The sequence below is a fragment of the Pseudonocardia zijingensis genome, from assembly GCF_042657305.1.
In the GTDB taxonomy this organism is placed as follows: domain Bacteria; phylum Actinomycetota; class Actinomycetes; order Mycobacteriales; family Pseudonocardiaceae; genus Pseudonocardia; species Pseudonocardia zijingensis.
Genome location: NZ_JBHSKO010000014.1, coordinates 53,654 through 76,133, shown reverse-complemented (window position 1 = coordinate 76,133; position 22,480 = coordinate 53,654). Strand labels below are relative to the sequence as shown.

24 protein-coding genes, 1 tRNA gene and 1 other RNA gene are annotated in these 22,480 nt (G+C 72.0%); 8 read left to right on the top strand and 18 right to left on the bottom strand.

Going from position 1 to position 22,480, the window contains the following annotated elements; genetic code table 11:
• Positions 1 to 6: 6 nt before the first annotated feature.
• The 3 genes from ACFPL3_RS24935 to ACFPL3_RS24925 are packed head-to-tail and all read left to right on the top strand — an operon-like array spanning position 7 to position 3,433.
• Positions 7 to 1,494 (top strand): tripartite tricarboxylate transporter permease, encoded by a 1,488-nt coding sequence (locus tag ACFPL3_RS24935; RefSeq protein ID WP_343944233.1) that lies wholly within the window; start codon positions 7 to 9, stop codon positions 1,492 to 1,494.
• Positions 1,491 to 2,576 carry a sialidase family protein gene (locus ACFPL3_RS24930; protein ID WP_343944232.1) on the top strand — a complete coding sequence of 362 codons (1,086 nt, stop codon included), beginning with the start codon at positions 1,491 to 1,493 and terminating at the stop codon, positions 2,574 to 2,576. The genes ACFPL3_RS24935 and ACFPL3_RS24930 overlap by 4 nt, the downstream gene beginning before the upstream one ends.
• Positions 2,573 to 3,433, top strand: coding sequence for a dihydrodipicolinate synthase family protein (locus ACFPL3_RS24925; protein WP_343944231.1), 861 nt, complete (start codon positions 2,573 to 2,575; stop codon positions 3,431 to 3,433). The genes ACFPL3_RS24930 and ACFPL3_RS24925 overlap by 4 nt, the downstream gene beginning before the upstream one ends.
• Before the next feature lie 34 nt (positions 3,434 to 3,467).
• Here ACFPL3_RS24925 and ACFPL3_RS24920 read toward each other — a convergent pair whose 3' ends face one another.
• Entirely contained in the window at positions 3,468 to 4,427 is a 960-nt protein-coding gene (locus ACFPL3_RS24920; protein ID WP_343944230.1) for a hypothetical protein, read from the bottom strand.
• 190 nt (positions 4,428 to 4,617) lie between these two features.
• Here ACFPL3_RS24920 and ACFPL3_RS24915 point away from each other — a divergent pair, with 190 nt between their 5' ends.
• A complete protein-coding gene (locus tag ACFPL3_RS24915; RefSeq protein ID WP_343944229.1) occupies positions 4,618 to 5,790 on the top strand; it encodes a sensor histidine kinase in 1,173 nt (390 codons plus the stop codon).
• On the top strand, positions 5,787 to 6,524 hold the full coding sequence (locus ACFPL3_RS24910) for a response regulator transcription factor (protein WP_343944228.1): 738 nt from the start codon (positions 5,787 to 5,789) through the stop codon (positions 6,522 to 6,524). The genes ACFPL3_RS24915 and ACFPL3_RS24910 overlap by 4 nt, the downstream gene beginning before the upstream one ends.
• A 149-nt stretch (positions 6,525 to 6,673) precedes the next feature.
• On the opposite strand, the gene ACFPL3_RS24905 is transcribed toward ACFPL3_RS24910, so the two are convergent.
• The 10 genes from ACFPL3_RS24905 to ACFPL3_RS24860 all read right to left on the bottom strand — a co-directional run bounded on the left by ACFPL3_RS24905 (position 6,674) and on the right by ACFPL3_RS24860 (position 14,333).
• Positions 6,674 to 7,468, bottom strand: coding sequence for an isocitrate lyase/PEP mutase family protein (locus ACFPL3_RS24905; protein ID WP_343944227.1), 795 nt, complete (start codon positions 7,466 to 7,468; stop codon positions 6,674 to 6,676).
• Between the two features lie 28 nt (positions 7,469 to 7,496).
• On the bottom strand, positions 7,497 to 8,027 hold the full coding sequence (locus tag ACFPL3_RS24900; RefSeq protein WP_343944226.1) for an MFS transporter: 531 nt from the start codon (positions 8,025 to 8,027) through the stop codon (positions 7,497 to 7,499).
• On the bottom strand, positions 8,027 to 8,797 hold the full coding sequence (locus ACFPL3_RS24895; RefSeq protein WP_343944225.1) for an MFS transporter: 771 nt from the start codon (positions 8,795 to 8,797) through the stop codon (positions 8,027 to 8,029). The genes ACFPL3_RS24900 and ACFPL3_RS24895 overlap by 1 nt, the downstream gene beginning before the upstream one ends.
• Positions 8,798 to 8,892: 95 nt before the next feature.
• Complete coding sequence (locus ACFPL3_RS24890) at positions 8,893 to 9,897, bottom strand: sigma-70 family RNA polymerase sigma factor (RefSeq protein WP_343944313.1); 1,005 nt, start codon at positions 9,895 to 9,897, stop codon at positions 8,893 to 8,895.
• 676 nt (positions 9,898 to 10,573) lie between these two features.
• Positions 10,574 to 11,218 carry a TetR family transcriptional regulator gene (locus ACFPL3_RS24885; protein WP_343944224.1) on the bottom strand — a complete coding sequence of 215 codons (645 nt, stop codon included), beginning with the start codon at positions 11,216 to 11,218 and terminating at the stop codon, positions 10,574 to 10,576.
• Between the two features lie 23 nt (positions 11,219 to 11,241).
• Positions 11,242 to 11,922, bottom strand: a complete 681-nt coding sequence (locus ACFPL3_RS24880; protein WP_343944223.1) for a DUF4166 domain-containing protein — start codon at positions 11,920 to 11,922, stop codon at positions 11,242 to 11,244.
• A complete protein-coding gene (locus ACFPL3_RS24875) occupies positions 11,919 to 12,608 on the bottom strand; it encodes a hypothetical protein (protein ID WP_343944222.1) in 690 nt (229 codons plus the stop codon). Before ACFPL3_RS24875 ends, ACFPL3_RS24880 begins: the two co-directional genes overlap by 4 nt.
• Positions 12,609 to 12,955: 347 nt before the next feature.
• Positions 12,956 to 13,028 (bottom strand) — tRNA-Ala (locus ACFPL3_RS24870).
• An 86-nt stretch (positions 13,029 to 13,114) separates the two neighbouring features.
• Positions 13,115 to 13,855, bottom strand: coding sequence for a DsbA family protein (locus ACFPL3_RS24865; protein ID WP_343944221.1), 741 nt, complete (start codon positions 13,853 to 13,855; stop codon positions 13,115 to 13,117).
• Between the two features lies 1 nt (position 13,856).
• Entirely contained in the window at positions 13,857 to 14,333 is a 477-nt protein-coding gene (locus ACFPL3_RS24860) for a MauE/DoxX family redox-associated membrane protein (RefSeq protein WP_379589674.1), read from the bottom strand.
• Between the two features lie 162 nt (positions 14,334 to 14,495).
• On the opposite strand from ACFPL3_RS24860, the gene ACFPL3_RS24855 reads away from it, so the two are divergent.
• The gene (locus tag ACFPL3_RS24855) at positions 14,496 to 15,221 is read left to right on the top strand and encodes a VIT1/CCC1 transporter family protein (protein ID WP_343944220.1); all 726 of its coding nucleotides are present in this window, start codon (positions 14,496 to 14,498) and stop codon (positions 15,219 to 15,221) included.
• On the opposite strand, the gene ACFPL3_RS24850 is transcribed toward ACFPL3_RS24855, so the two are convergent.
• A complete protein-coding gene (locus ACFPL3_RS24850; RefSeq protein ID WP_343944219.1) occupies positions 15,211 to 16,440 on the bottom strand; it encodes an MFS transporter in 1,230 nt (409 codons plus the stop codon). The two genes, ACFPL3_RS24855 and ACFPL3_RS24850, sit on opposite strands and share 11 nt — an antisense overlap.
• 65 nt (positions 16,441 to 16,505) lie before the next feature.
• Between ACFPL3_RS24850 and ACFPL3_RS24845 the strand changes: the two genes are divergently transcribed.
• Both ACFPL3_RS24845 and ACFPL3_RS24840 read left to right on the top strand, forming a co-directional pair.
• A complete protein-coding gene (locus tag ACFPL3_RS24845) occupies positions 16,506 to 16,910 on the top strand; it encodes an SRPBCC family protein (RefSeq protein ID WP_343944218.1) in 405 nt (134 codons plus the stop codon).
• Positions 16,911 to 17,326: 416 nt separating this feature from the next.
• A complete protein-coding gene (locus tag ACFPL3_RS24840; protein WP_343944217.1) occupies positions 17,327 to 17,641 on the top strand; it encodes a hypothetical protein in 315 nt (104 codons plus the stop codon).
• 4 nt (positions 17,642 to 17,645) lie between these two features.
• On the opposite strand, the gene ACFPL3_RS24835 is transcribed toward ACFPL3_RS24840, so the two are convergent.
• The 6 genes from ACFPL3_RS24835 to smpB all read right to left on the bottom strand — a co-directional run bounded on the left by ACFPL3_RS24835 (position 17,646) and on the right by smpB (position 22,448).
• Entirely contained in the window at positions 17,646 to 18,407 is a 762-nt protein-coding gene (locus ACFPL3_RS24835) for a GAF and ANTAR domain-containing protein (RefSeq protein ID WP_343944216.1), read from the bottom strand.
• A 22-nt stretch (positions 18,408 to 18,429) separates the two neighbouring features.
• Entirely contained in the window at positions 18,430 to 19,131 is a 702-nt protein-coding gene (locus ACFPL3_RS24830) for a GAF and ANTAR domain-containing protein (RefSeq protein ID WP_343944215.1), read from the bottom strand.
• A gap of 1,199 nt (positions 19,132 to 20,330) precedes the next feature.
• Positions 20,331 to 20,725: a transfer-messenger RNA gene (ssrA, locus tag ACFPL3_RS24825) on the bottom strand.
• Between the two features lie 69 nt (positions 20,726 to 20,794).
• On the bottom strand, positions 20,795 to 21,010 hold the full coding sequence (locus ACFPL3_RS24820; protein WP_343944214.1) for a hypothetical protein: 216 nt from the start codon (positions 21,008 to 21,010) through the stop codon (positions 20,795 to 20,797).
• Positions 21,011 to 21,060: 50 nt separating this feature from the next.
• Positions 21,061 to 21,966, bottom strand: coding sequence for an amidohydrolase family protein (locus ACFPL3_RS24815; RefSeq protein WP_343944213.1), 906 nt, complete (start codon positions 21,964 to 21,966; stop codon positions 21,061 to 21,063).
• Positions 21,963 to 22,448, bottom strand: a complete 486-nt coding sequence (gene smpB, locus ACFPL3_RS24810) for an SsrA-binding protein SmpB (RefSeq protein ID WP_343944212.1) — start codon at positions 22,446 to 22,448, stop codon at positions 21,963 to 21,965. The genes ACFPL3_RS24815 and smpB overlap by 4 nt, the downstream gene beginning before the upstream one ends.
• Between the last annotated feature and the right edge of the window lie 32 nt (positions 22,449 to 22,480).

Here is a 22,480-nt window from a genome sequence, read left to right as displayed (position 1 = left end):
GTCACCGTGAGCGTGTTCGTCGACGGCATCGCGGCGCTCCTCGACCCCACCGTGGCCGTCTGCTTCGTGATCGGGCTCCTGGTGGGCACCCTGGTGGGGCTCTTCCCGGGCGTCACCGGGTCGATGGCGGTCGCGCTCGCCTCCGGCTTCACCCTGACCCTCGAACCCGTGCAGGGGCTCGCCGTCCTGCTGACGATCTACGTCGGCGCCAACTACGGCGACCGGATCCCGTCGATCCTGGTGAACACCCCGGGCACGCCCGCCGCGATCGCCACCACGTTCGACGGCTACCCGATGGCCCGCCAGGGCAAGGCGGGGCTCGCGCTCGTGAGCTCGGCGATGGTGACGACCGGCGGGATCCTGCTGTCGATGGTGCTGTTCGTCGTCGCAGCCCGCCCCGTGGCGCAGCTGGCGCTCGAGTTCGGGCCTGCGGAGATGTTCGCCCTGGTCGTGTTCGGCCTCGCGGTGATGGTGTCGGTCTCCGGCGACTCCGTCGTGAAGGGGCTCATCGCGGGTGTGGCGGGCCTCGTGCTCGCCACCGTCGGCCGCGACCCGATCAGCGGGGACGCGCGGTTCGTCTTCGGCCTCAACGACCTCAACTCCGGCCTTCCGTTCATCGCCGTGATCATCGGCCTCTTCGGGGTGGCGGAGCTGTTCGACCAGCTGCTCACCCACCGCCCGCACGCCGTCAAGCCACTGTCGAGCCTCGGGCGCTGGTGGCCGACCCGCGGCGAGTACCGGCAGATGGCGCGGCCGTTCGGGGTCGGCAGCGTCGTCGGGATGGTGGTCGGCGTGGTCCCGGCGGCCGGCGGCGACATCGCCGGGCTCATCGGGTGGGACCGCGCCAAGCGCCTGTCACGCGAGCCCGAGCGGTTCGGCAAGGGATCCCTGGAGGGCCTGTCGGCGGCGGACACCGCGTCGAGCGCCACCCTCGGCGGCTCCTTGACGACCACCATGGCGCTGGGCATACCCGGTGACGCCGTGATGGCCGTGATGATCGGCTCGATGATCATCTGGGGGATCCAGCCGGGGCCGTCGCTGTTCACCCGCAACCCCGAGCTCATGGTCAGCATCGCCGGCATCATGGTGCTGGCGGCGCTCGTGTCGCTGGCCATCAGCCTCGTCCGCACCCGCGGCATCGTGCGGCTGCTGGACCTGCCCAACCACTACCTGTGGTCGGGGATCCTGCTCTGCTGCATCGTCGGGACCTACGCGACCACGAACAACACCTACACGGTGTGGGTCATGCTGGCCTCGGGCGTGGTCGGAGTGGTCATGAAGCGCTGCGGGTTCCCGCCCGGCCCCGTCGTCCTCGGCCTCCTGCTCGGGCCGCTGGCCGAGTCCAACCTGCGCCGGGCGCTGCTCATCGACGGTCCGAGCAGCCTCGTGGCGCAGCCCATCGCGGCCGGCCTGCTGGTCCTCGCGCTGCTCGCGGTCGTCGGGCCGCTCGTCGGCCGGGCCCGGACCGCCCGCAGGCGGGCCGAGGTGCGATGACCCCGCCCGTCCACCGCCGGTGGGTCGCGGTCGACCACCCCGCGTGGCGCCAGGCCCACGCCTCGACCGTGCTCGCGGTCGACGGCGACCTGCTCGCCGCCTGGTTCGCGGGGGAACGCGAGGGCAGCCCCGACACCAGGATCTGGCTCGCGCGCCGCCCCGCCGGGTCGGCGCGGTGGTCCGCGCCGGAGGTCGTCGTCGCGGGCGACGAGGCGCACTGGAATCCCGTGCTCGCCCACGGCCCGGACGGCGCCGTGTGGCTGTTCGCCAAGCGTGGCGCGTTGATTTCCGAGTGGACGACGTGGGTGCGCCGCTCGGTCGACGGCGGGCGGACGTGGTCGCCGGAGTTCCCGCTCGTCCCCGGCGACGTGGGCGGGCGCGGCCCGGTGAAGAGCCCCCCACTGCTGCTCGGAGACGGCACCTGGCTCGCGCCGGGCTCGCGGGAGAACTGGTCGGACCCGCCGGTGTGGGAGTCGTTCGTCGACGTCTCGACCGACGCGGGCGCCACCTGGCTGCGCACGCCGATCCCGCTCGAGCGGGACAGCCTGCGGGGACCGGGGGTGATCCAGCCCGCGCTCTGGGCCGACGGCGACCGCGTCTACGCGTTGATGCGCAGCTCCGAGGGCCGGGCGTACCGCGCGCGATCGACCGACGGGGGGCGCACCTGGTCGGCGGCGCACCCGGTCGACCTGCCGAACAACAACTCGGCCCTGACGGTCGTCCCGCTGCCGGACGGCTCCATCGGCTGCGTGCACAACCCCGTGAGCGGCGACTGGGGCGACCGCTGCCCGCTCGTGGTCTCCCGGTCGCGGGACAACGGCGAGTCCTGGCAAGTGGTGGTGACCATCGAGGACGGCCGGACCCCCGTGGACGACCACCCGGCACGTCGCCCCAGCCTCCCGCCCACCGGCCCCGGCTTCCGCGCCGCCGACGGCGGCGTGCGCACCACCGGCGAGGGTGAGTACTCCTACCCGGCGGCCACCCTCCTCGGCGACACCCTGGTCGTCACCTACACCTGGCAGCGGCGCGGCATCGTCGAGGCCACCGTCCCCGTCCACGCCCTGACTCGAAGGACCCCATGACCGCCCAGATCATCAGCGCCGTCCCCGTACCGTTCCTCGGGGACGGCACGATCGACCTCCCCGAGTTCGACGCGGCCCTCCGGTCGCTCGACGCGCACGTGCACGGCGTGCTCGTCGCGGGGACGACCGGTGAGTTCCCGGCGCTCGACGATGCGGAGCGGGTGGGGCTGTTCGGCCGTGCGGTGGACGTGCTCGGCGCGGAGCGCGTCATCGCGCACATCGGCCACGCCAGCGCCCGGCAGGTGGTGCGGCTGGCCGAAGCGGCCACGCCGTTGGGGATCACGCGGTTCGCCGTGCTCACGCCCTACTACCTGCCCGCGGACGACGACGGGGTGCTCGCCCACTTCCGCGCGGTCACCGAGGCGCTCCCGGGCGCGCGCGTCTACCCGTACCTGTTCCCGGAGCGGACCGGCCTCGACGTCTCCCCGGAGGCGCTCGGCCGGATCATGGCACTCCCCGGGATGGCCGGCGTGAAGCTCTCGGGTGGCGCCGCCGCCCGGCTCGCCGAGTACGCGCCGTGCCTGCACGATGGCCAGGAGCTGTTCTCGGGCGACGACGCCACGCTGCCGCTGGTGCTCGAGAAGGGCGGTGCGGGGGTGGTCTCCGGCGTCTCCGCCGCGTTCCCGCAGACGTTCGCCGCGCTCGCCCGCGCCCTCGACGCGGGCCCCGGACCGCAGAGCGACGAGCTGCAGGCCACGGCCGTCCGGCTCGTCGGCCTCGCCGGCCCGACCATCCCCCGGTTGAAGGCCGCGCTCGCCGCGCGCACGGGGGCGGTGTGGGCGAGCCGGATGGCGCAGCCCGCGGTCCCCGGCGACGTGCGCGATGCCATCGAGGAGGCCGTCGCGCAGCACCGGTGACGGACGCGGCCCAGCCCGGGAAAACCGTCAGGGGTCAGCTGGGCACCGCGAAGATGTGGGTCATCGCCGACTCGTGGTTCTTCTGCGGGGCCCTGCAGTTGTTGAGGCCGGTCGTGTCGCAGAGGCCCGGTGCCGCGCCGCCGATGTTGCCGGGGTCACCGGCCACGGTCGTGCTGGTCACCTGCGCCTTGAAGTCCGTGCAGCCGGCCTTCAGCGGGAACTTCGTGTAGAGCGGCACCGCGAGGTGGTTGATGCCCGGTTGCACGGTGCGTTCGATCCGGGCGACCGGAGCGGACGGGCAGTTCGCGCCGCCGGACGTCTTCACGTCCAGCGCGAATCGGACGGTGGCCGAGCACCCGTTGCAGCGGTGGTACGCCACGTCCGCGATGACGGCCAGCTGCTTCAGACCGGCCGGGATCTTGCCGCTGAGGACGGGCGTCGTGGCCGAGGGGTTCACCGGGGTGTTGCCGTGCGGCAGGGAGCGCTGGAGCGCCACGCCGTTCACGTCGCCGATGACGTCCTCCGAGGCGAACCGCATCTCGCTCCTGACCGTCTCGCGGGAGACGAACTCCGACGTCGACGACGTGCGCAGGAACTGCTCACAGGTGAGCTTGCCGGCCGACGTCGCCGTCACCAGGAAGCGCGTGACGACCGTGATCTCGCGCAGCGGGGAGCCGCTGTTCCGCGGGAAGACGTTCTCGCCCATCACGACGTCCGCCCTGCCGGCGCCCGAGCAGCGGACCTCGTTGTCGATGAGGTTCACGTGGTCGGCGTTGTTGGCGGTGACCGTGGAGTAGACGTAAGCGGTCTTGCCCTTCCGGAGCTCGGTGCTGATGGTCCCGAGCGGCACGACCTTCTGGGTGGCGTCGCCCTTCTCCGGGGTCTTCGGCACGTCGGTGATGACGGCCGGCCCGAAGGACGTGGACTTGGCGGACGCCGCGGCCTGGGCCTCCACCGCCGTGCCCCCTGCCGCCACGGCGACCGCCGCGAGCACGACGCCACATCGATGTATGAACCTCACGGTCCCCCCACGCTTTGCTGTTGTCGATCGAGCCGGGAACGTCGATCATGACGGCGCGCAGGATCTTATGATCAACGCGGCGGCGCATCCACCCATGGGTGGACACGGGGCGTACTGCCGGGGGCGGACGCCCGCGACGGTCACGGTGCGAAATGATGCGGTCATGACGTCCGCCCAGAGCCGGGCCCGTTGGCGTGACCTGCTCGTCACGCTGGGTGGATGCACCCTCGACCTGGTCGGGTTCTCGAAGATCCTCTCCGGCCCGGCGGAGTTCCCCGCGTGGGTCGCCGGATACGCGCTCGCCGGGTTCGTCGCGTTGTTCTGGCGCCGCCGGGCGCCGCTCGCGGTGTTCGCCGTGCTGTGGCTGCACGCCGTGATCGCCGCGGTCGCGATCCCGTCCTACGGCCCGGTCGTCGGGGTGGTGATCGCCCTGTTCACGGTGGCGAACCAGCTGCCGCGCGCGGTCGGGATCTGGGCGCTGGCCCTCAGCCTGGTGCCGACGGTGATCCTGGTCGCGGGCGAGGTGGCCGGGGCCCCGCCCGAGCTGGTGATCTCCGTGCTGGCCGCGTCGCTGACGCTGCTGTCGCTGGTGAACGCGGGCGCGTGGAGCCTCGGCCGCTGGGCGCGGGCCCAGCGCGAACAGCTCGACCTGATCGAGCAGCAGCGGCGGCGCGAGGCGCAGGAGGCGCTCGCCGCGGAGCGCGCCCGGATCGCCCGCGACCTGCACGACATCGTCTCGCACTCGGTCGGGGTGATGACCCTGCAAGCGGCGGGGGCCCGCAAGGTGCTGGCCGCGGGCAAGCAGGACCGGGCCGCCCGGGCGCTCGCCGACATCGAGGGCGCAGGCACCCAGGCCCTCGTCGAGCTGCGCCGGATGCTCGGCGTCCTGCGCGTCGACGGGCAACAGGCCGAGGAGGCCGAGACGCAGCCCCGGGACGGGCTGGACGAGCTCGACGCACTCGTCCAGCGCGTGCTCGCCGCCGGCGTGCCGGTCCGCGTCGAACGGCACGGCCCGCCGCGGCCGCTCGACCTCGGCGCCGACCTGACCGCGTACCGCACGGTGCAGGAGGCCCTCACCAACGTCGTGAAGCACGCCGGCACGGGCGTGCCCACGGTCATCGCGCTGCGCTGGGCCGACGACGAGCTGGAGCTCTCGATCACCAACGACGCACCCGCGCGACCGCCGGAGATCCGCCCGCACACGTCCGGCTACGGCCTGATGGGCCTGGACGAGCGGGTCGCGGCGGTGGGCGGTCGCTTCCGCGCCGGCCCGCTGCCTGGCGGCGGGTTCCGCGTGGCCGTCACGCTGCCGGTCGGCTCTCCGGTGGCCGCATGATCAAGGTGATCGTCGCGGACGACCAGCCGCTCGTGCGCAGCGGCCTGGCGATGCTGCTCGACGCCGAGCCGGACGTCGACATCGTGGGCGAGGCGGGCGACGGCGCCGAGGCCGTCGACCAGGCCCGGCGCCTACGGCCCGACGTCGTGATCATGGACGTCCGCATGCCGGTGATGGACGGGGTGGAGGCCACCCGGCGGATCACCGCGGACGGCTTCGCGGGCGACGCCGACCGGCCGGTGAAGGTCCTGATCCTCACCACCTACCACGTCGACCGCACCGTGCACGAAGCGCTGCGCGCGGGTGCGTCCGGGTTCCTGCTGAAGGACTCGGCGCCCGCCGACCTCATCGCCGCCACCCGCGCCGTCGCTGCCGGCGATGCCTGGCTCCAACCGGCCGTCGCCCGCGACCTGCTCGCCGAGTTCGCCGCGCGACCGGATCAGGACACGGCCGCGCCGGAGACGGTCGCGCGGCTCACCCCGCGGGAGACGGAGGTGCTCGTGCACATCGCGCGCGGCATGACCAACGCGGAGATCGCGGAGCACCTGCACGTCAGCGAGGTCACCGTGAAGACCCACGTGGGGCGGATCTTCATGAAGCTCGACCTGCGCGACCGCGTGCACGCGGTGATCACCGCTTACGAGAGCGGCCTCGTCACTCCGCGCAGGCCCGGGTGTACCAGCACGAACCCACCGGGTCACCCGGGTCCCCGCCGGCCGCCGTCACCGTCGTGACGGGGCTCGGCTGCGCCGCGTCCACGAGCTGCGCGGAACCGACCACGGCCGCCGCGCTCGCGACCAGCACCGCCACGCCGACGATCACCCTGCGCATGACCATCCCCCCACCTGCATGAGCCGGAGCCTGCCTCCGACCGCGCGAGACCCTACTGCAACCGTGGACCGGTGGCGGCGACGTCTTGTGCCAGCAACTCCTGGACACCGGCCTTCAGCCGGCCCAGCGCTGCCCGGTAGAACCGCGGGCCGTACGACACACGCGCCACGCCGAGTTCGCGGAGGGTTGCCAGGTCCAGGCTGTCACCGGTGTTGCCGTTCACCGGGCCGGGAAGCTCGGCGACGAGGGTCGCGACATCTCCCTTGTCCCGCACACCGATCGGGTAGATGCAGTCGGCTCCGGCATCTCGGTAGAGCCGGCCCCGTCGTACCGCTTCTGCAACCCGATCGGCGTCGTGGATTCCGCTGGTGGGCAGGAAGGTGTCGACGCGTGCGTTGATGACGACGGGAACCCCGGCGTCGTCGGCAGCGGAGCGGACCGCCGCAAGCCACTCGGCCTGTGCATCGGCATCGAGCAGGCCACCCGCCCGGTGGTCGGTGTCCTCCAGGTTGCAGCCGACCGCGCCGATGCCCAGCAGCCGGTCCACCAGCTCACGCGGCTGCATGCCGTACCCCGCCTCGGCATCCACCGTGACCGGCAGCGACACCGCCCGAGCGATCCGCCCCGCCGCGGCGAACATGTCCTGCCACGGCGCACTCTCCCCGTCGGGATACCCGAGCATGGCCGCGATGGCGTTGCTGGCGGTGGCCACAACGGGGAACCCGGCTTCGGCGACGATCTCCGCGCTCGCCGCGTCCCACACGTTGGGCAATACGAGCATTTCCCCCGTGTGCAGCTCGCGGAGCTTCTCGGCACGATCCTTCAGATCCGCCCCGTCAGCACCCATCACGTCCTCCAGGTCGATCTCGAGCCGGTCACGGCTGGGTTTGCGCGCTGACGGAATTTCCGCCCTCGGAGGGGGCAGCAGCCGCCTCTGGGAGAGCGGGCGGACGCTTGCCCGGGATACCGAGCGCGACGAGTGCGCCGACGAACGCGAGCGCGGCGACGGCAGTCATCCCCGCGGAGAACCCCACGCTGAACTCCCCGGCCGACCCGTACCCCCCGGCCCCTGCGAAGACGGCAACGGTCACCGAGGTACCGAACACACCGCCCAAGATCCGGAGCATCATGAACGCCCCCGACGCCTGACCGATCTCCCGCGGCTGTACTGCGCCGACCACGGCCTTCTGCGCCGCCAGCATGGCCATGGTCAGCCCGGCGCTTCCGATGATCAGCGCAGGGAGCATCTCGAGGTAGCCGGTGCCGGTATCGGCGATCATGGCGATCCAGCCCATGCCCGCTGCCTGCAGCAGCAGCCCGCCGGCCACGAACCTGCGCTCACCGACCTTGTCGACCAGCCGCCCGGCGATCGGCGCGCACACCATCAGCGTCGCGGTCCACGGCATCAGCCGTAGACCAGCACCGATCGGGCCCTCGCCGGACACGATCTGGAAGTACGTACGAACGCGACAATCAGTGCCACTCCGAGCACCGCGGAGCCCACTACCTCAGCGCTGTTCCAACCCGCCGCGTTCCCGCGGACCAGCGCCCAGACGATGCCGAACGCGCCCACGGTCACGAGCCCGACCCCACCCAGGTCCAACCGGTTGTTCGGGCCGTAGCTCTCCTCGATCCGCCGCACCGCGAGCAGGATCGCGACCAGACCGATCGGCAGGTTCACCCAGAAGATCCACTGCCATGCCAGTCCTTCGGCGATGACGCCACCGATGAACGGCCCGCTGAACGTCGCCAGGCCGGTGATCCCCAGATACAGCCCCATCGCCTTGCCCCGCTGCTGCGGGGGGAACATCGCGCTGATCAGCGTGAGCGACAGCGGCAGCACCATCGCCGCACCAACACCCTGCAACGCCCTGGCCGCGATCAGCGTGCCGACATCCGGGGACAGCGCGCATGCGACCGACGCGACGGTGAACACGGCCAACCCGGCGACGAACATCCGGCGGCGGCCGAACCGGTCGCCCAGTGCCGCCCCGGTCAGGAGCATCACAGCGAACGTCAGGTTGTACGCGTTGACGGTCCACTCGAGTGACTCGATCGATGCCGTCAGGTCCTGCCGGATCGTGCTCAACGCCGTCGTCACGACCAAGCTGTCCAGCGCCATCATGAATGATGCGAGCGAAGCAAGCCCGAGCACCCAGGCCTGCGTGGACGTCATCCGCCCTCCCTCAGCAACCACTGTTCCCCTCCTGTTGGACAGGTTTGATGCCCGCGACGATTCGATCGAAAGATCTCCCCGTCAGAGCCCGTGGATCAAGCGCGTAGTGATCGTGGGAGTCCGAACCGCGGTAGAAGCGAGTTGTCGTGGAACCGGGTCAGCTCGGCGATTCGGTCACCGGTGAGAGTCAGCACGAGCAGGCCATGGGCATGCAGGATCGGTGTCCGAGGGTCGCGGAGGTAGCAGCCGAACGCCGGTTGCCCGTTCGCCCGCGTCCGCACCAGCACGTACTGGACACCGTCGCGCAGCGCGACCGTGCTCAGGAACTGGCCCACGGCCTCGAGACCCTGGTACTCCAGAGGCAACGGCGGCATGGTCAGCCGTGCGTCATCGGTCAGCAACGCCACGACCGCGTCGACGTCACCGGCCTCGAACGCCCGCACGAAATCGTTCACGAGCCGGCGCTCGCGAGGCGAGTCCGGAAGGGGAGCGTTCCCCCGGCCGGAGCCTGGCAGTTCAGGCCCCATCGCGGCCCGGGCTCGTTTCAGTGCGCTCGTCACCGCGTTCTCGGTCATCTCGAGCATGTCCGCCACTTCGGAAGCTCGAAACCCCAGCACGTCCCGCAACACGAGAACCGCCCGCCGCCGCGGCGGCAACTGCTGCAGCGCGGTCAAGAACGCCAGCGACACCGACTCCTTGGCCTCATAACGCGCCTCCGGCCCGGGAACCCGGTCGGCGAGCGCCTCCAGGAGCACATCGGGGTACGGCTCCAACCAGCTCAGCTCCGATCGCCGGTGCGTCGGCTCGGGCAACGAGACCTCCGATCGGTAGCCCGCTCCGCCAGGCGAACGACGGGCACCAGTCCGCAACGCGTTCAAGCAACGGTTGGTCGCTATCCGATACAGCCACGTCCGCACCGACGCACGGCCCTCGTACGACCCGAGGCCCTGCCAGGCCGCCAGCAACGTCTCCTGCAGCAGATCCTCGGCGTCCTGCACCGAGCCGAGCATCCGATAGCAGTGCACCTGCAACTCGTCCCGGAACGGCTCGACCAGGGCACGAAACGCCTCGCCGTCCCCACCCCGGGCCGACGCCAGCAACACGTCCACCCGGTCCCGCCCTCCAACCGGGCCCGCCTCACCGGCCGGTCCATCGATCGGGCCACCTACGGAGAACCCACCCACGACTCCACCCCTCCCGCCCACCCCGCTCACCCATGTAGACACCGCCGGCACCCGAAACTGGTCACCCTGCCTCGCGTTCGGCCACGTCCGCGGGGGTGATGCACAAGATGGCCTCCGCGCCCGACGGGTCGACACCCCGAGCAGGCAGGCGGTCGCGACCACGGTGACCAGGGCCTGCTCGGCGCGGCGGCGGTGGCCGTCCCCCACACGCCGTACCCGTCAAGCCTCGACCAGGATCACGGTGCGGCCGGCGAGCGTTCCGTCCCCGGCCCCGGCGGCCAGCAGCGCGGGGATCACGTCGGTCGGCCAGATCGCGAGCAGGCGCAGCGTCCCGCTCGAGACGTCCGGGTCCGAGCGTGCTGGTCCGTGAGGAACCGCCGGGTGCCCTACGGCGCGCCGTCGGTCCGAAACCTATTGCTACGAAGCCAGCCTGTTCTCGATCCGGCCGTAGCGGGAACCCGGTGGCAGGCCCGGATCGACCCTCTGGCTCGCGCCCGGGGCTCTCTCATCGTCCAAGGATCACGCGAGCTCGTTGCCTTCGGCTGAGCGCAGCCGGGGGGCTCACCGCGCTCGAGCCCGGCGGGCGAGAGCGTCACGGTCCTGCTGGCCGGTCGGATCGGTCGGTCGACGGCGCCGGTGCCGCGGTCCTGCGGAGGCGGGAGCGGATGGTGCGCGCGGTCACCGGGCCCAGTTCGTCGAACGCGGCGACGAGCCCGACGAGCTGCTCGAGGGCGCCGAAGGCGGCGTCCGCTCCGGCGACGTCGACGCCCTCGTAGAGCTGGAGGCCGACGAAGGCCGCCGAGACCGCCTTCGCAAGTCCGGCGATGTCCACGAGCCCGGCGAGTGGGGTTTCGCCCAGCACTCGCAGCAGCACCTCCTCGATCTCGTCGGTCCAGAGCGCGAGGCCGGCTGCGGTCGCGGTGGCGAGGCGTTGGTGGGTCTGCGCGCCCGCGAGCAGCTGCGCCAGCGCGGCGACGTGGCCGCCCGCGCGCTCGCCGGCGCGCAGCTCGCGGCTGAGATCGAGCAGCTCGCGGATGCTGCGCACCTCGTCGAGGCGCTCGCGGTGCGCTGCGACGCGCTGCTCGGCACCGTGCCGGCATGCCGCGACCAGCAGCTCGTCGACCGTGCCGAAGTGGTAGAAGACCAGAGCCTGGTTCACGCCGGCCGCGGCGGCGATGGTGCGGGCCGATGCTCCGGCGATGCCGTGCTCGACGAGGGTGGTGAGCGCGCCGGCCATCAATTTCGACCGTGTGCCATCGGTCAACTGCGTGCCTCCTCGCGCAGCGGGCGCAGCCCGGCCCGCACGCCGAGGTCGGCAGCATCCCGGAACTCGGCCGAGAAGCTGCCCTGGTAGCCGAAGAGAGGACCGAACCGGCGGTTGGCCACCGAGACCTGGATGCGGAAGCATCCGGCGACGTCGTCGTACGACTCGCGGACCACGGCGGTCCCTGCGATCAGCTCCGGCACGCGGAGGTCGACCCGGCCCTCCCGGAAGCGGTGCTCCCCGGAGCGGATGACGAGGGCGCCGTCGGTGTCAGCGGTGAGGTGCAGATCGGTGGCCAGGTGCTGGTGGGTGCCGAGGTAGTCGACGATGCACCCCCGTTCGGGATTGAAGACCATCGTGGCGTCGAAGCGTTCTGGTCGGGCGCCGAAGCCGAACGTCCGGACGAACGTGACCGTTTCCCGGCCGAAGGAGTCGATGTAGGGGACGTTCTCGATGACGAACGGGATGTCGCGGCCAGTGCTCGGCAGCAGGATGTGCCGGCTGGCGCCGAGCGCGAGGAACGGCCGGATCCAGCCTCGGGCGTGCCAGATCCGGTTCATGCGACCGCGCCCGATGCAGGCGAGGCCGCTGGTGAGTCCGACAGAGAAACGGCGTTGCAGCAGCGGGTGGAGCCGGTCGAACTCGGCGCCCATGGCTTGCTCGAAGATCGACGTCATCGGGCGGTCATCACCTCGAGTACCGCGGGTGCGGCAACGCGGTCGGGCGGACGCCGCAGGCAGCGTCTGCTCGACGGGGTGGTCGGCAGCGCGGGGAGTGCGATCGCCACGGTCGCCACGGCGACGGCGAGCAGTGGGTGCGCCTGCCCTGCGAGTGCGACCGCGGTCACCCTCGCCGCCGCCTCGGCGAGACCGTTGCGCAACGACCGCTCGGGCGAGATGTCACGCTCGCACCACAGCCGTAGCCGGTCGAACGACCATCGGGTGCCCCAGGCCATCAGCGGCCGGAACGCGAACCGGTCCACCAGACGGCCGAAACGGCCCCAGCCTGGCGTGTAGTCGTAGCCGGTGAGGAACCGCACGCCGCTGTCCACCGGGATGTAGCGCCAGTAGCCCTGCCCGTCGGCGATGAGCGACAGCGGATGTGCGGAGGAAAACCGCAGCGCCGAGGTACGGGTGCCGTCGGGTCGGCGCCGCTCGCCCGCGCTGATACCGGTGCCCGAGACCGTGAGCCCGGGCAGAACCCGGACGGCGTAGGTGAACCGCTGAGGCTCGCCCGCGGCACGTGGGGCGTAATCGATGCACGTGAAGCGCAGGTCCCAGCGCTGGTGCAACGCCGGGTCCTGTGTGCGGTTCCAAATGCGGTCCAGGTCGGCATGGATCCTGGTCTCGACGTACAGCCCCATCGTCCCCCCTTTTTGAGCAGCCGCTCAAGTCCGAGGTTAGAGCAGGTTTGAGCGACCGCTCAAGTCGGGCGACGGCGCGAACCGTCCCCGAACTCGTCGCTGCCCAGCTCGCCGAGCGCGGCGTGTCGGGGCCTCGATGGTTTGCTTCCCGGGCTGCTGCCCCGGCGCGCCGGAACGGTCCACGACCTGCCCCCAACCGTGAGGTGGCCGACGTGGGCGAGCCGGCGCGTGACGAGGAGACGACCGCGCAGACGCCACCGCCGCACATGACTACAAGATCGACACAGGCCACAGAAAACCCCGCCTGACCTGTGCGGACTCAGGTGGCGGGGCTCCGGGTGCAAGAGTGGAGCTGAGGGGATTCGAACCCCTGACCCCTTGACTGCCAGTCAAGTGCGCTACCAGCTGCGCCACAGCCCCTTGCCCCGACGAAGTTACACGATGCCCCGCGGGCCCCGTGCACCGGGTCGGCACAACCGTGCGGCGGCGCCGACCCGGCAGAGCACTCAGCCGATCGCGTTCTGCAGCCAGCTCGTGTCGTTGAGGTCGATCTTCTTCCCGTCGATGGCGACGGTCGGGGTGCCGAAGCGGCCGTTGGTCTGCAGCGCGGGGTCGGAGGTGGCCTTGTCGGTCTCGGCCGCGACGGCGTCGGTGTTCGTACCGCCCTGCACGCACGCGGCGAAGTCGCCCTGGGCACCGAGCTCGGTGCCGAACGCGATCAGTTCCTCGTCGCTCAGCCCGGCGCTGCCCTCGGCGGGCTGCTCGTCGAAGAGCTTCTTGTGGTACTTCGGGAAGATCCCGGCCGGCACGGCGCAGAGCGCGGCGTTGGCCGCACGAGTGGAGTAGCCCTCGGGGTTGCTCAGCGTGTCGAGGATCGCGATGGTGTGGAAGCGGACGGTGATCCGGCCCTCGTTGAGCGCCGTGGTGATCTCGTCGCCGTAGCGCTCCTCGAACCGCTCGCAGCTCGGGCAGAGGTAGTCCTCGTAGACGTCGATCACCACGGGGCCGGTGCCGGCCGTGACGACCGCACCCTCCGCCGACGCGGTCCAGGTGGGCTCCACGGAGCCGCCGAGGCCGCGGGCCAGCAACACCGCGGCCCCGATGACCACAGCGAGGACGAGCACCACGGTGACCACGATCGTGGGCGTCCGGTTGCGCTTCTGCGGCACCTGGATCCCCGCGGCGGCCAGGCGCTGCTCCGCCGCCTCCTGCTTGCGCCGCTTCTCGCTGCGCGAAGCTCCACTCATCTCAGCCGATCCTCCCGGTTCCGAGCCGCTCGTCGAGTGCCAGCGCCGTGCGCGGGCGGACGACCAACCAACCCGCCATCAGCAGGAAGCCCGCGTCGCGCACCAGCTCCTGCACGTAGGTCGTCTCGCCCGGCTCCACCGCACCACCGCCGCCGAAGCACCCGCAGTCGATCGACAGGCCGCGGGCCCACGCCTGCGCGACACCGGCGATGAACACCACCAGCAGAGCAGCCGAGAGCGCGGCGACCAGGCGCGTGCCGATGCCGACCAGCAGCAGCACGCCCAGAGCCAGCTCGACCCACGGCAGCAGCGCGGCCACCACCTCGACGCCCGCGTCGGGCAACACGTCGTAGGCCCGCACGGCGACGTAGGTCTGGTCCGGGTCGACGGCCTTGAGCAGGCCGGACACCAGCCAGACCCCGGCGAGACCGAGCCGGGCCGACGTCCCGATGAGATCGGGGATGCGGACGCGGCTCACGCGTGCAGATTAGCGAGAAGCGTCGATGCGGAGGGTGGCGGCCCATGTGCCCAGAGTGGCGACGCCGGGCGCCCCGAAGTTCAGGAAAGCCACATTCAGGGCTCTACAGGCCCTGAATGTGGCTTTCCTGAACCACCCCGGGGCGGAACTTAGGATCACGTCGTGACCGACGTCCCCGATCCTGACGCCCCCTCGGGGCACGATCACCACCACGCCGACGTCTCCGGGGGCTGGCTGCGGGCCGCCGTGTTCGGGGCGATGGACGGGCTGGTGACGAACATCGCGCTCGTCGCGGGCGTCGGTGGTGGCGGCGGCGACCGGCAGACGATCATCCTGACCGGCATGGCCGGCCTCGTCGCGGGCGCGTTCTCGATGGCGCTGGGCGAGTTCGCGTCGGTCGACACCCAGAACGACGCGGTCGCGAACGAGGTGGCGGTGGAGCGGGAGGAGATCCGGATCCACCCGCAGGCCGAGCAGGCCGAGCTCGCGCGGATGTACGAGGAGATGGGCCTCACCCCTGCGACGGCGGAGGCGATGGCGCGCGAGGTGCACGCCAACCCGGAGCTGGCGCTCAAGGTGCACGTCGCGCAGGAACTCGGGGTCGACGTGGACGACCAGCCCTCGCCGTGGGTCGCCGCGATCTCGTCGTTCCTGTGCTTCGCCGTGGGCGGGCTGATCCCGCTGGTCTCGTTCCTGCTCGGCTCGTCGTCGCTGCCCCTCGCGCTCGCAGTCGGGGCCGTCGGCCTGTTCGCGCTCGGCGCGCTGACGTCCCGTTTCACCACGCGCACGTGGCTGCTCAGCGGCGTGCGCCAGCTGGGCTTCGGGGCGATCGCGGCGGGTGCGACCTACCTGGTGGGCATGCTGATCGGGGTGGGGGTCACGGGGTAGCGCGGGCCGACGCCGCGGGCAGGGTCTCGGGGGCGCGCAGCCAGAAGCAGAGCGCGACGACCGCGGCGGCACCGGAAAGCGCGAACGCCGCGCCGTAGCCTGCGACCTCGGCCAGTGCTCCGGCGGCCACCGGGCCGACGATCGCACCGAGGTCGGCCACCATCTGGAAGCCGGCGAGCACCGTGCCGCCGCGCCCGCGGGAGCCGATGACGTCCGCGACGGCCGCGTTGATCGGTGGGTTCACCAGGCCGCTGCCCATCCCGGCGAGCAGGCTGGCGACCAGGAACGGGACCGGGTCGACGAGGAAGCCGAGCACGGCGGTGGCGACCGCCGTGACGGCGAGGCCTGCCAGCACCGGTGGGCGGCGGCCGCGCCGGTCGGCCCACCGGCCGGCGATCACGAGCGTGGCCGCGTTGCCGGCGGCGAACACGGCGAGGGCGATGCCGCTCCACGCCTCCGAGCGCCCCATCGCCTCCACCACGAACAGCGGCACCAGCGCGACGCGGACGCCGAACACGACCCACCCGTTCGCGAAGCTCGCCGCGAGGGCCGCGCGGTAGGCCGGGTGCGCCAGCGCGGCCCGGAACCGCGCAGGCGGCTCCACCACGGCGTCCGGGGCGTTGCCCGGCCGGCTCCCGCGCAGCATCAGCAGCGCGACGCACACGACCAGCACGAGCACCGCCGCGTACACGAGGAACGGAGTGCGGAGGCTCACGACCACGAGGCCGCCCCCGACGAGCGGCCCGATCACGTTGCCGAGCAGGAACCCGGTGGCCCACATCCCGGAGGCCCGCCCCCGCATGTGCACCGGCGCGAGGCGGATGAGCAGCGACAGCGCCGACACCGTGAACATCGTGGAGCCGATCCCACCGAGCCCGCGCAGCGCCAGCAGCTGCCAGTAGGTCGCCGCGAACGCGCACGCCCCGGTGCTGAGAGCGACGATCCCGAGTCCGATCGTGAACGTCGGCACCTCACCGAGCCGGCCCACGATGGTCCCGCTCAGCGGCGCGAAGAGCAGCCGGACCAGCGCGAACACGCTGATGACGAGGGAGGCCGCCGTGATGCCGACCTCGAACGACCTGACGAACACCGGCAGCGCGGGCGCGACGATCCCGTAGCCGATGGCGATCAGGAACGAGGTGCCGACGAGGACCCAGATCTCCCGGGGCATCCGCTCCGCCGCCTGCCGGTCGGGCCCGTTCCCGCCGACCTCGACCACGTCCGCCAACCCTACGCCGGCCCGGGGGACGGGTGTCCCGGCGACCGCCCCGGGTACTCACGGACATGGCGGAGTTCGAGGCCGAGCGCAGCATGCCGGCGGCAGCGGAGCAGGTGTTCGCGGTGGTGTCCGACATGGACCGGCTCCCGGAGTGGATGCCCGATCCGGTCGACGTGCGCCCCACGGGCGACGGGGAGGTGCACGCCGACGTGCCCGAACGGGGCGTCGACGCCGAGGGCAACGTCCGGGTGCGCCCCGAACAATTGCGGGTGGAGTGGTCGCACGCCCCCGCCTACGCGGGCTGGCTGCAGGTGGAGCACGCCGACGGCGAGCGTTCGACGGTGCTGCTGCACCTGTCGTTCCTGGGCGAACAGCCCGAGACGAAGGGCGGGGCGGCCGCCGAGGACGTGCGGCGCTGGCTGGACGACGCGCTCGGCCGGCTCGAACGGGTGGTGGCGGCCGGCGCGTGACCCCGGCGCGAGGAGTCCCGCGGTCACCCGTCCGGATGGTGGGGCTGTGGGGAGGCCTGGGCCGGCGCCGTTCTCACCGGGCCGGCCGCGCTCCTGGTCGTCAGCTGGATCTTCGCGCGCCCGGCGAGGCCGGTTGTCCGGGGGCGGCCCGGGCGAGGATGATGGGACGGCCTGTTCCGCCGCGGCACCAGCCGCGGCGGCGGTCGCTCTGGACCCCGGCGCCCGAGGCGCGATGAGGCACGCGCGCAGCGATCGACGACGGGGGCGCCATGCCGGGAGGTCCGCCCGCTGGACCCGGTCCGACCCATCGGCCGGGTGGCGATGGGCAGGTCTCTGCTGTCCCGGGCACCCGGCTCGCGACCACGCTCGAGAGCCTGATCAGCGACCTGTTCGCGGCGGGTCTCCAGTTGCAGGTCGTGCTCCAGGACATCGACGGCACCACCGAACCGGCGCGACGCCTGCGCGCTGCACTCGTGCGGATCGACACCACGATCTCGGGCTTGCGGATGGCGGAGCGGGATCTGATGCGCGTCGAGCGGCTTCACTCGTCCGCCGCCGCGTCGATCGACATCGCGCAGGCCGAAGGGATCCTCGCCGAGCGCCTGCAGATTCCGATCGCCGACGCCGCGGCCGCTCTGGCCGAATACGCGCGCCTGCACGGCCGGCACCCGGTGGAGACGGCCCGCGGCGTGATCGACGGAACGATCGACCTGTCGGGCGAACCGAGCTGAGCGCCTACGTCCGTCGCCGCGAGGCCGGGGGTGCGGTGAAGACGGCGAGATCGAGCTCGCGACGCACGACCTGGCCTGCGACGGCGGCCAGCTTCTCGTTCCGGCTGCGCGCGTAGTGGCGGAGCCGCTCGAACGCGTCCTCGACGTTCTCGCCGAATTGCTGGCTGAGCACGCCCTTCGCCTGCTCGATCGTGATCCTGCTGGTCAAGGCGATCTGCAGCTGCTCGTTGAGGACCTCCGCACGCCGGATCGCCCGTTCCTGGAGGATGCCGATTGTGGCCACGTCGGCCAGCGCCTGACCGAGGGCGAGGTCGGCCGCGGGCAGCGAGCCCGGTTCGCTGTCGAAGAGGTTCAACGCCCCGATCGCCTGCCCCCGCAGCCGCAGCGGCAGGGCGTGCACCGCGCGGAACTGGCTGCGTTCGGCTACCGCGGTCACGAACTTCGGCCATCGCCCTGCGGCCTCTCCCAGGTCTGCGATGCTGACCGGCGCGCCGGTCTGGTAGCAGTCCAGGCAGGGCCCCTCGTCGTTCTGCAGCTGCAGGAGCTCCATCAGCTCCGCGGCCTCGTTGGTCGCGGCGACGACGCGCAGCTCCCGCCGCGCGTCACCGAGCATGATGCCGGCGGCCTCGGCGGGCAGCAGCTCGACGCAGAAGCCGATCAGGCGATCGAGCAGGTCGATGGCGTCGTAGTCAGCGACCATGGTGTCCGCGAGCGCGACGAACGCCTCGCTGACCGACCGTTCGCGCTCGACCGGCGATCGCCTCATGGCGCACACCCCTCACCAGAACTCATCGCTCTTCTGCATCCTCGACGAAGCTGATCCGCCGAGCCACGACGTCGCGGGCGACGTCGATCAACAACCGCCCGTGGGCGAAGGCGTAGGCCCGCAACCGGGCCAACGCCTCCGGCGCACTCACCCCGAGCTGGACCAGCACCATGCCGGTGGCCTGGTGGACTTCCGCCCTGCTCACGGTGGTGCTGTCCAGCCAGCCGTCCTCCCCGCCGGGGTCGGTGCGCTGCGCCAGCAGCATCAGCGCTGCGAGATCGGCGGCGCTGATGGCGTCGCGGCGCTGCTCGTCGGCCAGGTTGCCCGGCCGACGGCGGTACAGGTCCAGCACGCCGAGGTTGATCGCGCCCCACTGCAGCGGCAGGGCGAACAGAGCGCGGACCGCTGTCCGCTCGCCGACGGCCTCCGCGAACACAGGCCAGCGTGCCGTGGCCGTCGTGTCCTGCACATCCGGCACGAGTACAGGGTGACCGGTCCTCGCGGCCTCCACACATGGCCCCTCGTTCAACGTGAACTGCAGCTCTTCCAGCATGTCGGCAGTCGGATCCGTGGCTGACAGCGTCTCGCGGGCATCTGTGGCGGTCAGCACCGAGATCGACGCGCCATCGACGTCCAGCCCGGCGATGCACGCCCGGCAGATGGTTCCCGCCAGTGCACGGTCTCCCGAGCTGTCCCGGGCGACGCCTAGGAGGATCCGGGTCACAACGCCAAGCTCAGGCACCCGACGCCCACCTCACCAGCACCCTGTGCCACCGGCCGATCATCACATGACGTCCCGTCGTGCATGGCCAACAACCCGCGCGCGACGAGGACCAGATCGAACACCGGGCCAGCGCGCCAACGTTACCCCCAGGAGAGGCTCCCCGTGCACCCGCACCGCGGAATCATGCGCGTGAGGTGGGCATTCGGGCGCTCCCGCTGCCGCCGTTCAGCGCTGTACGCTCCACGAGCCGACGCCTACCGTCGGACCGCAGTGCCCCCAGACCCCGGGCGTCCGCGACCCATGCGTTGCGCTGTGCCGGGTGGGAGCAGCCGTCATGTCACGGCCGCACACACCGGACTCCGGAAACCTGCTGGTTGGCGCTGTCTCCTGAGGGGGTGAGACCCCGCCCACCGACAGGCATCGGGCCTCGACCGGTAAGCCGGTCGAGGCCCGATGACCATGCGGCCGGCGAGCCTGCCACTTCCCCGTAGGCCTGGGTCCTCCGGTGGCGCCGCGCATCGTGCGGGGCATACACGTGGGCAGGCCGGGGCCTGCCCGGTGGGCGCGCGGCGCCACCTCCGGCGGGTGTCGCGGGCATGATCACAGGTTTGGCGCATTCCCGGGCGTTTTCGACACGGGAATGCGCCAACTCTCCGATCATGGGCCAAATTGGCGGGACCGGGGTCGTCGATCAAGGGGAAATGGTCGCTAGATGATCTCTGGGAGCGACCATTTGCCCTTGATCGCCGTGAGATCCGCCGTGTGGCCCTGATCGCCGCGGAACCAAGGTCTCCCGGGGAGGCTGCCTCCTGGTGGTGGCGCCGCGCGCCAACGGGGCAGGCCCCTGGCCTGCCCGCGAAGCCTGCCGTAGGGGCCGCAGAGGCTCGCAGGTCAAGGAGCGCGAAGCGATCGCGCAGCGACGCCGGAGCGCCCTTGACCTGCGAGGGGCGGCCCCGCACGATGCGCGGCGCCACCAGGAGGCCCCGGCCGACACAGGTCGCTGGGGCGTGTTCCGCGGAACCCGGGATCCCGTCAGCCCTCGACGGCCGGGCAGTCCGGTGCGAGGCGCGGCGCTGCCGGGGGCCGGCCGGCGCGGGGCCGCCCCGGCGGGTTCCGCGGAACCCACCCGGGGTCCGTCGGCCTTCTGCCCCGGACACAAAAGAACGGCGGGGCGTGCTCTGTGAGCACGCCCCGCCGTGTCGTGGAGGTGCCGGGAATCGAACCCGGGTCCTCCGTCGCTTCACGAGGGCTTCTCCGTGCGCAGTCCGCTCTGCCTCTACTCGGATCCACCGGTCATGCGGACGAGCCGGTGTGACGATCCCAGTCGCTGTTTGGTGTCCCCGTCCGCCCCGCGACCGGGTGAACGGGTGAGTCCCCTAGCTGATGCCGGGATCCGGGTCGGGAACGCACCCGGGCCGACAGCCCCTTACTGGATCAGGCGGCGAGAGCGAAGTCGCTCTGCTTGGCCTTGACCGGGGCGTGCACCGTATTGGTGGCACTTATTTTTTTGCGACGTATGGTTAACGAGATCATCGTCGCCTTCCTCGGCACGCTTCCCCTCGATCCGCATCCGGAGTCGAAACCGTTCACCCCCTTCTGGGCCCGGTGGTCCGGGCGTCCGTCGAGTGTAACGCCCGGCGGGCTGCGGTTCATCCCGGTTCTGTCACCCGCGTCGCCGCCTGCGGGCGGGGTCGGTGGCGGGGAACCCGCCGCTGGCGCTCGGCCCGTGCCAACCACCGCCGATGCCGAGGTCGGGGGCGGTGGGTCCGGCGGCCGGTTCGTCGTGGGTGCGTCTGCGGATGCGGAGGGTGAGGATCGCGACCGCAGCGACGGCCGCCAGCACGACCAGCACGACCAGCACGACCACAGCACTCAGCACCGAGCCCATGCGGGCGGGTACCCGATGTCAGGCGACGGCAATCGTGCTGGTCAGAGCCCCAGGAGACGGCTGGGCGCGACGTGGAGGACGGACCGGAGGAAGGGTTCGCCCAGGCGGGGGTCGGCCGCGGCCCACTCGGCGACCGCGCGCACCTGCTCCGCGTAGGGGTAGGGGATGTTGGGGAAGTCGGAGCCGAACACCACCCGGTCGGCGACGTCCGCCAACTGCGCGGGCCAGTCGGGCGGCAGGGGCGCGAACCGGTTGCTGAACGCGGTGCCGACCATCGTGGTGTCGATGTGCACGGCCTCGTGGCGGCGCACGAGGTCGAGCGCCGCGGCGAAGTCGGGCATCCCGGCGTGCGCGAGCACGGCCCGCAGACGGGGGTGCTCGGTGAGCACGGCCCCGAAGACGTCGAGGCCGGTGTGCTCGCCCGGGATCGGGCCGTTGCCGCAGTGCACGACGACGGGGACGCCGGCGTCGGCGAGCAGGCCCCAGGCGGGGCGGAGCACCGGGTCGCGCGGGTCGAACGCCCCCACCTGGACGTGCACCTTCACGACCCGGGCGCCGGCCTCGACCGCGGCACCGAGGTAGTCGGCGACGTCGGGCTCGGGGTAGAAGGTGGCGGTGGGCACCGCGTCGGGGGTGTCCGCGGCGAACCCGGTGACCCACTCGGTGAGCCAGCGCGCCATGCCCGGCTTGTGCGGGTAGACGAGCGGCGCGAACGTCTGCACGCCGAGCTTGCGCAGCGTGGCGACGCGGTCCGGTTCGGGGGTGCGGTACTGGATGGGCCAGGCGCGGCCGTAGTGGGTCTGCGCCTGGTCGAAGTACGCCCAGACCTTCCGCAGCACGCGTTCGGGCAGGAAGTGCACGTGGAGGTCGACGATCCCGGGCAGGCCGAGGTCGGCGAGGAACCGCGGGACGTCGTCGTCGGACTCCGGTGGCGCCGGAACCGTCACCGCATCTCCCGCGCCCGGCCCTTGGCCGCCCGGCCGTACGCGCGCTGGATCTCGCGGTCGGCGTCGCGCTTGGCGAGGTCGGCCCGCTTGTCGTAGGCCCGCTTGCCGCGCGCGAGGGCCAGTTCCAGCTTGACCTTGCCGTCGCTGAAGTACAGCGACATCGGCACGAGCGTGAGCCCGCCCTCGCGGATCTTGCCGATCAGCCGCTCGATCTCGCTGCGGTGCAGCAGCAGCTTGCGGGTGCGCCGCGGTTCGTGGTTGGTCCAGCTGCCCTGCGTGTACTCGGGGATGTGCAGGCCGCGCAGGTACACCTCGCCGTCGTCGATCGTGGCGAAGGAGTCGACGAGGGAGGCGCGGCCCAGCCGCAGGCTCTTCACCTCGGTGCCCATCAGCGCCACGCCGGCCTCGTAGGTGTCGAGGATGGTGTAGTCGTGCCGCGCCCGCCGGTTCTGCGCGATCACCTTGCGCCCCTTCTCCTTCACCGGTCCAGCCTACGCGGGAGGGTGGATCGAGG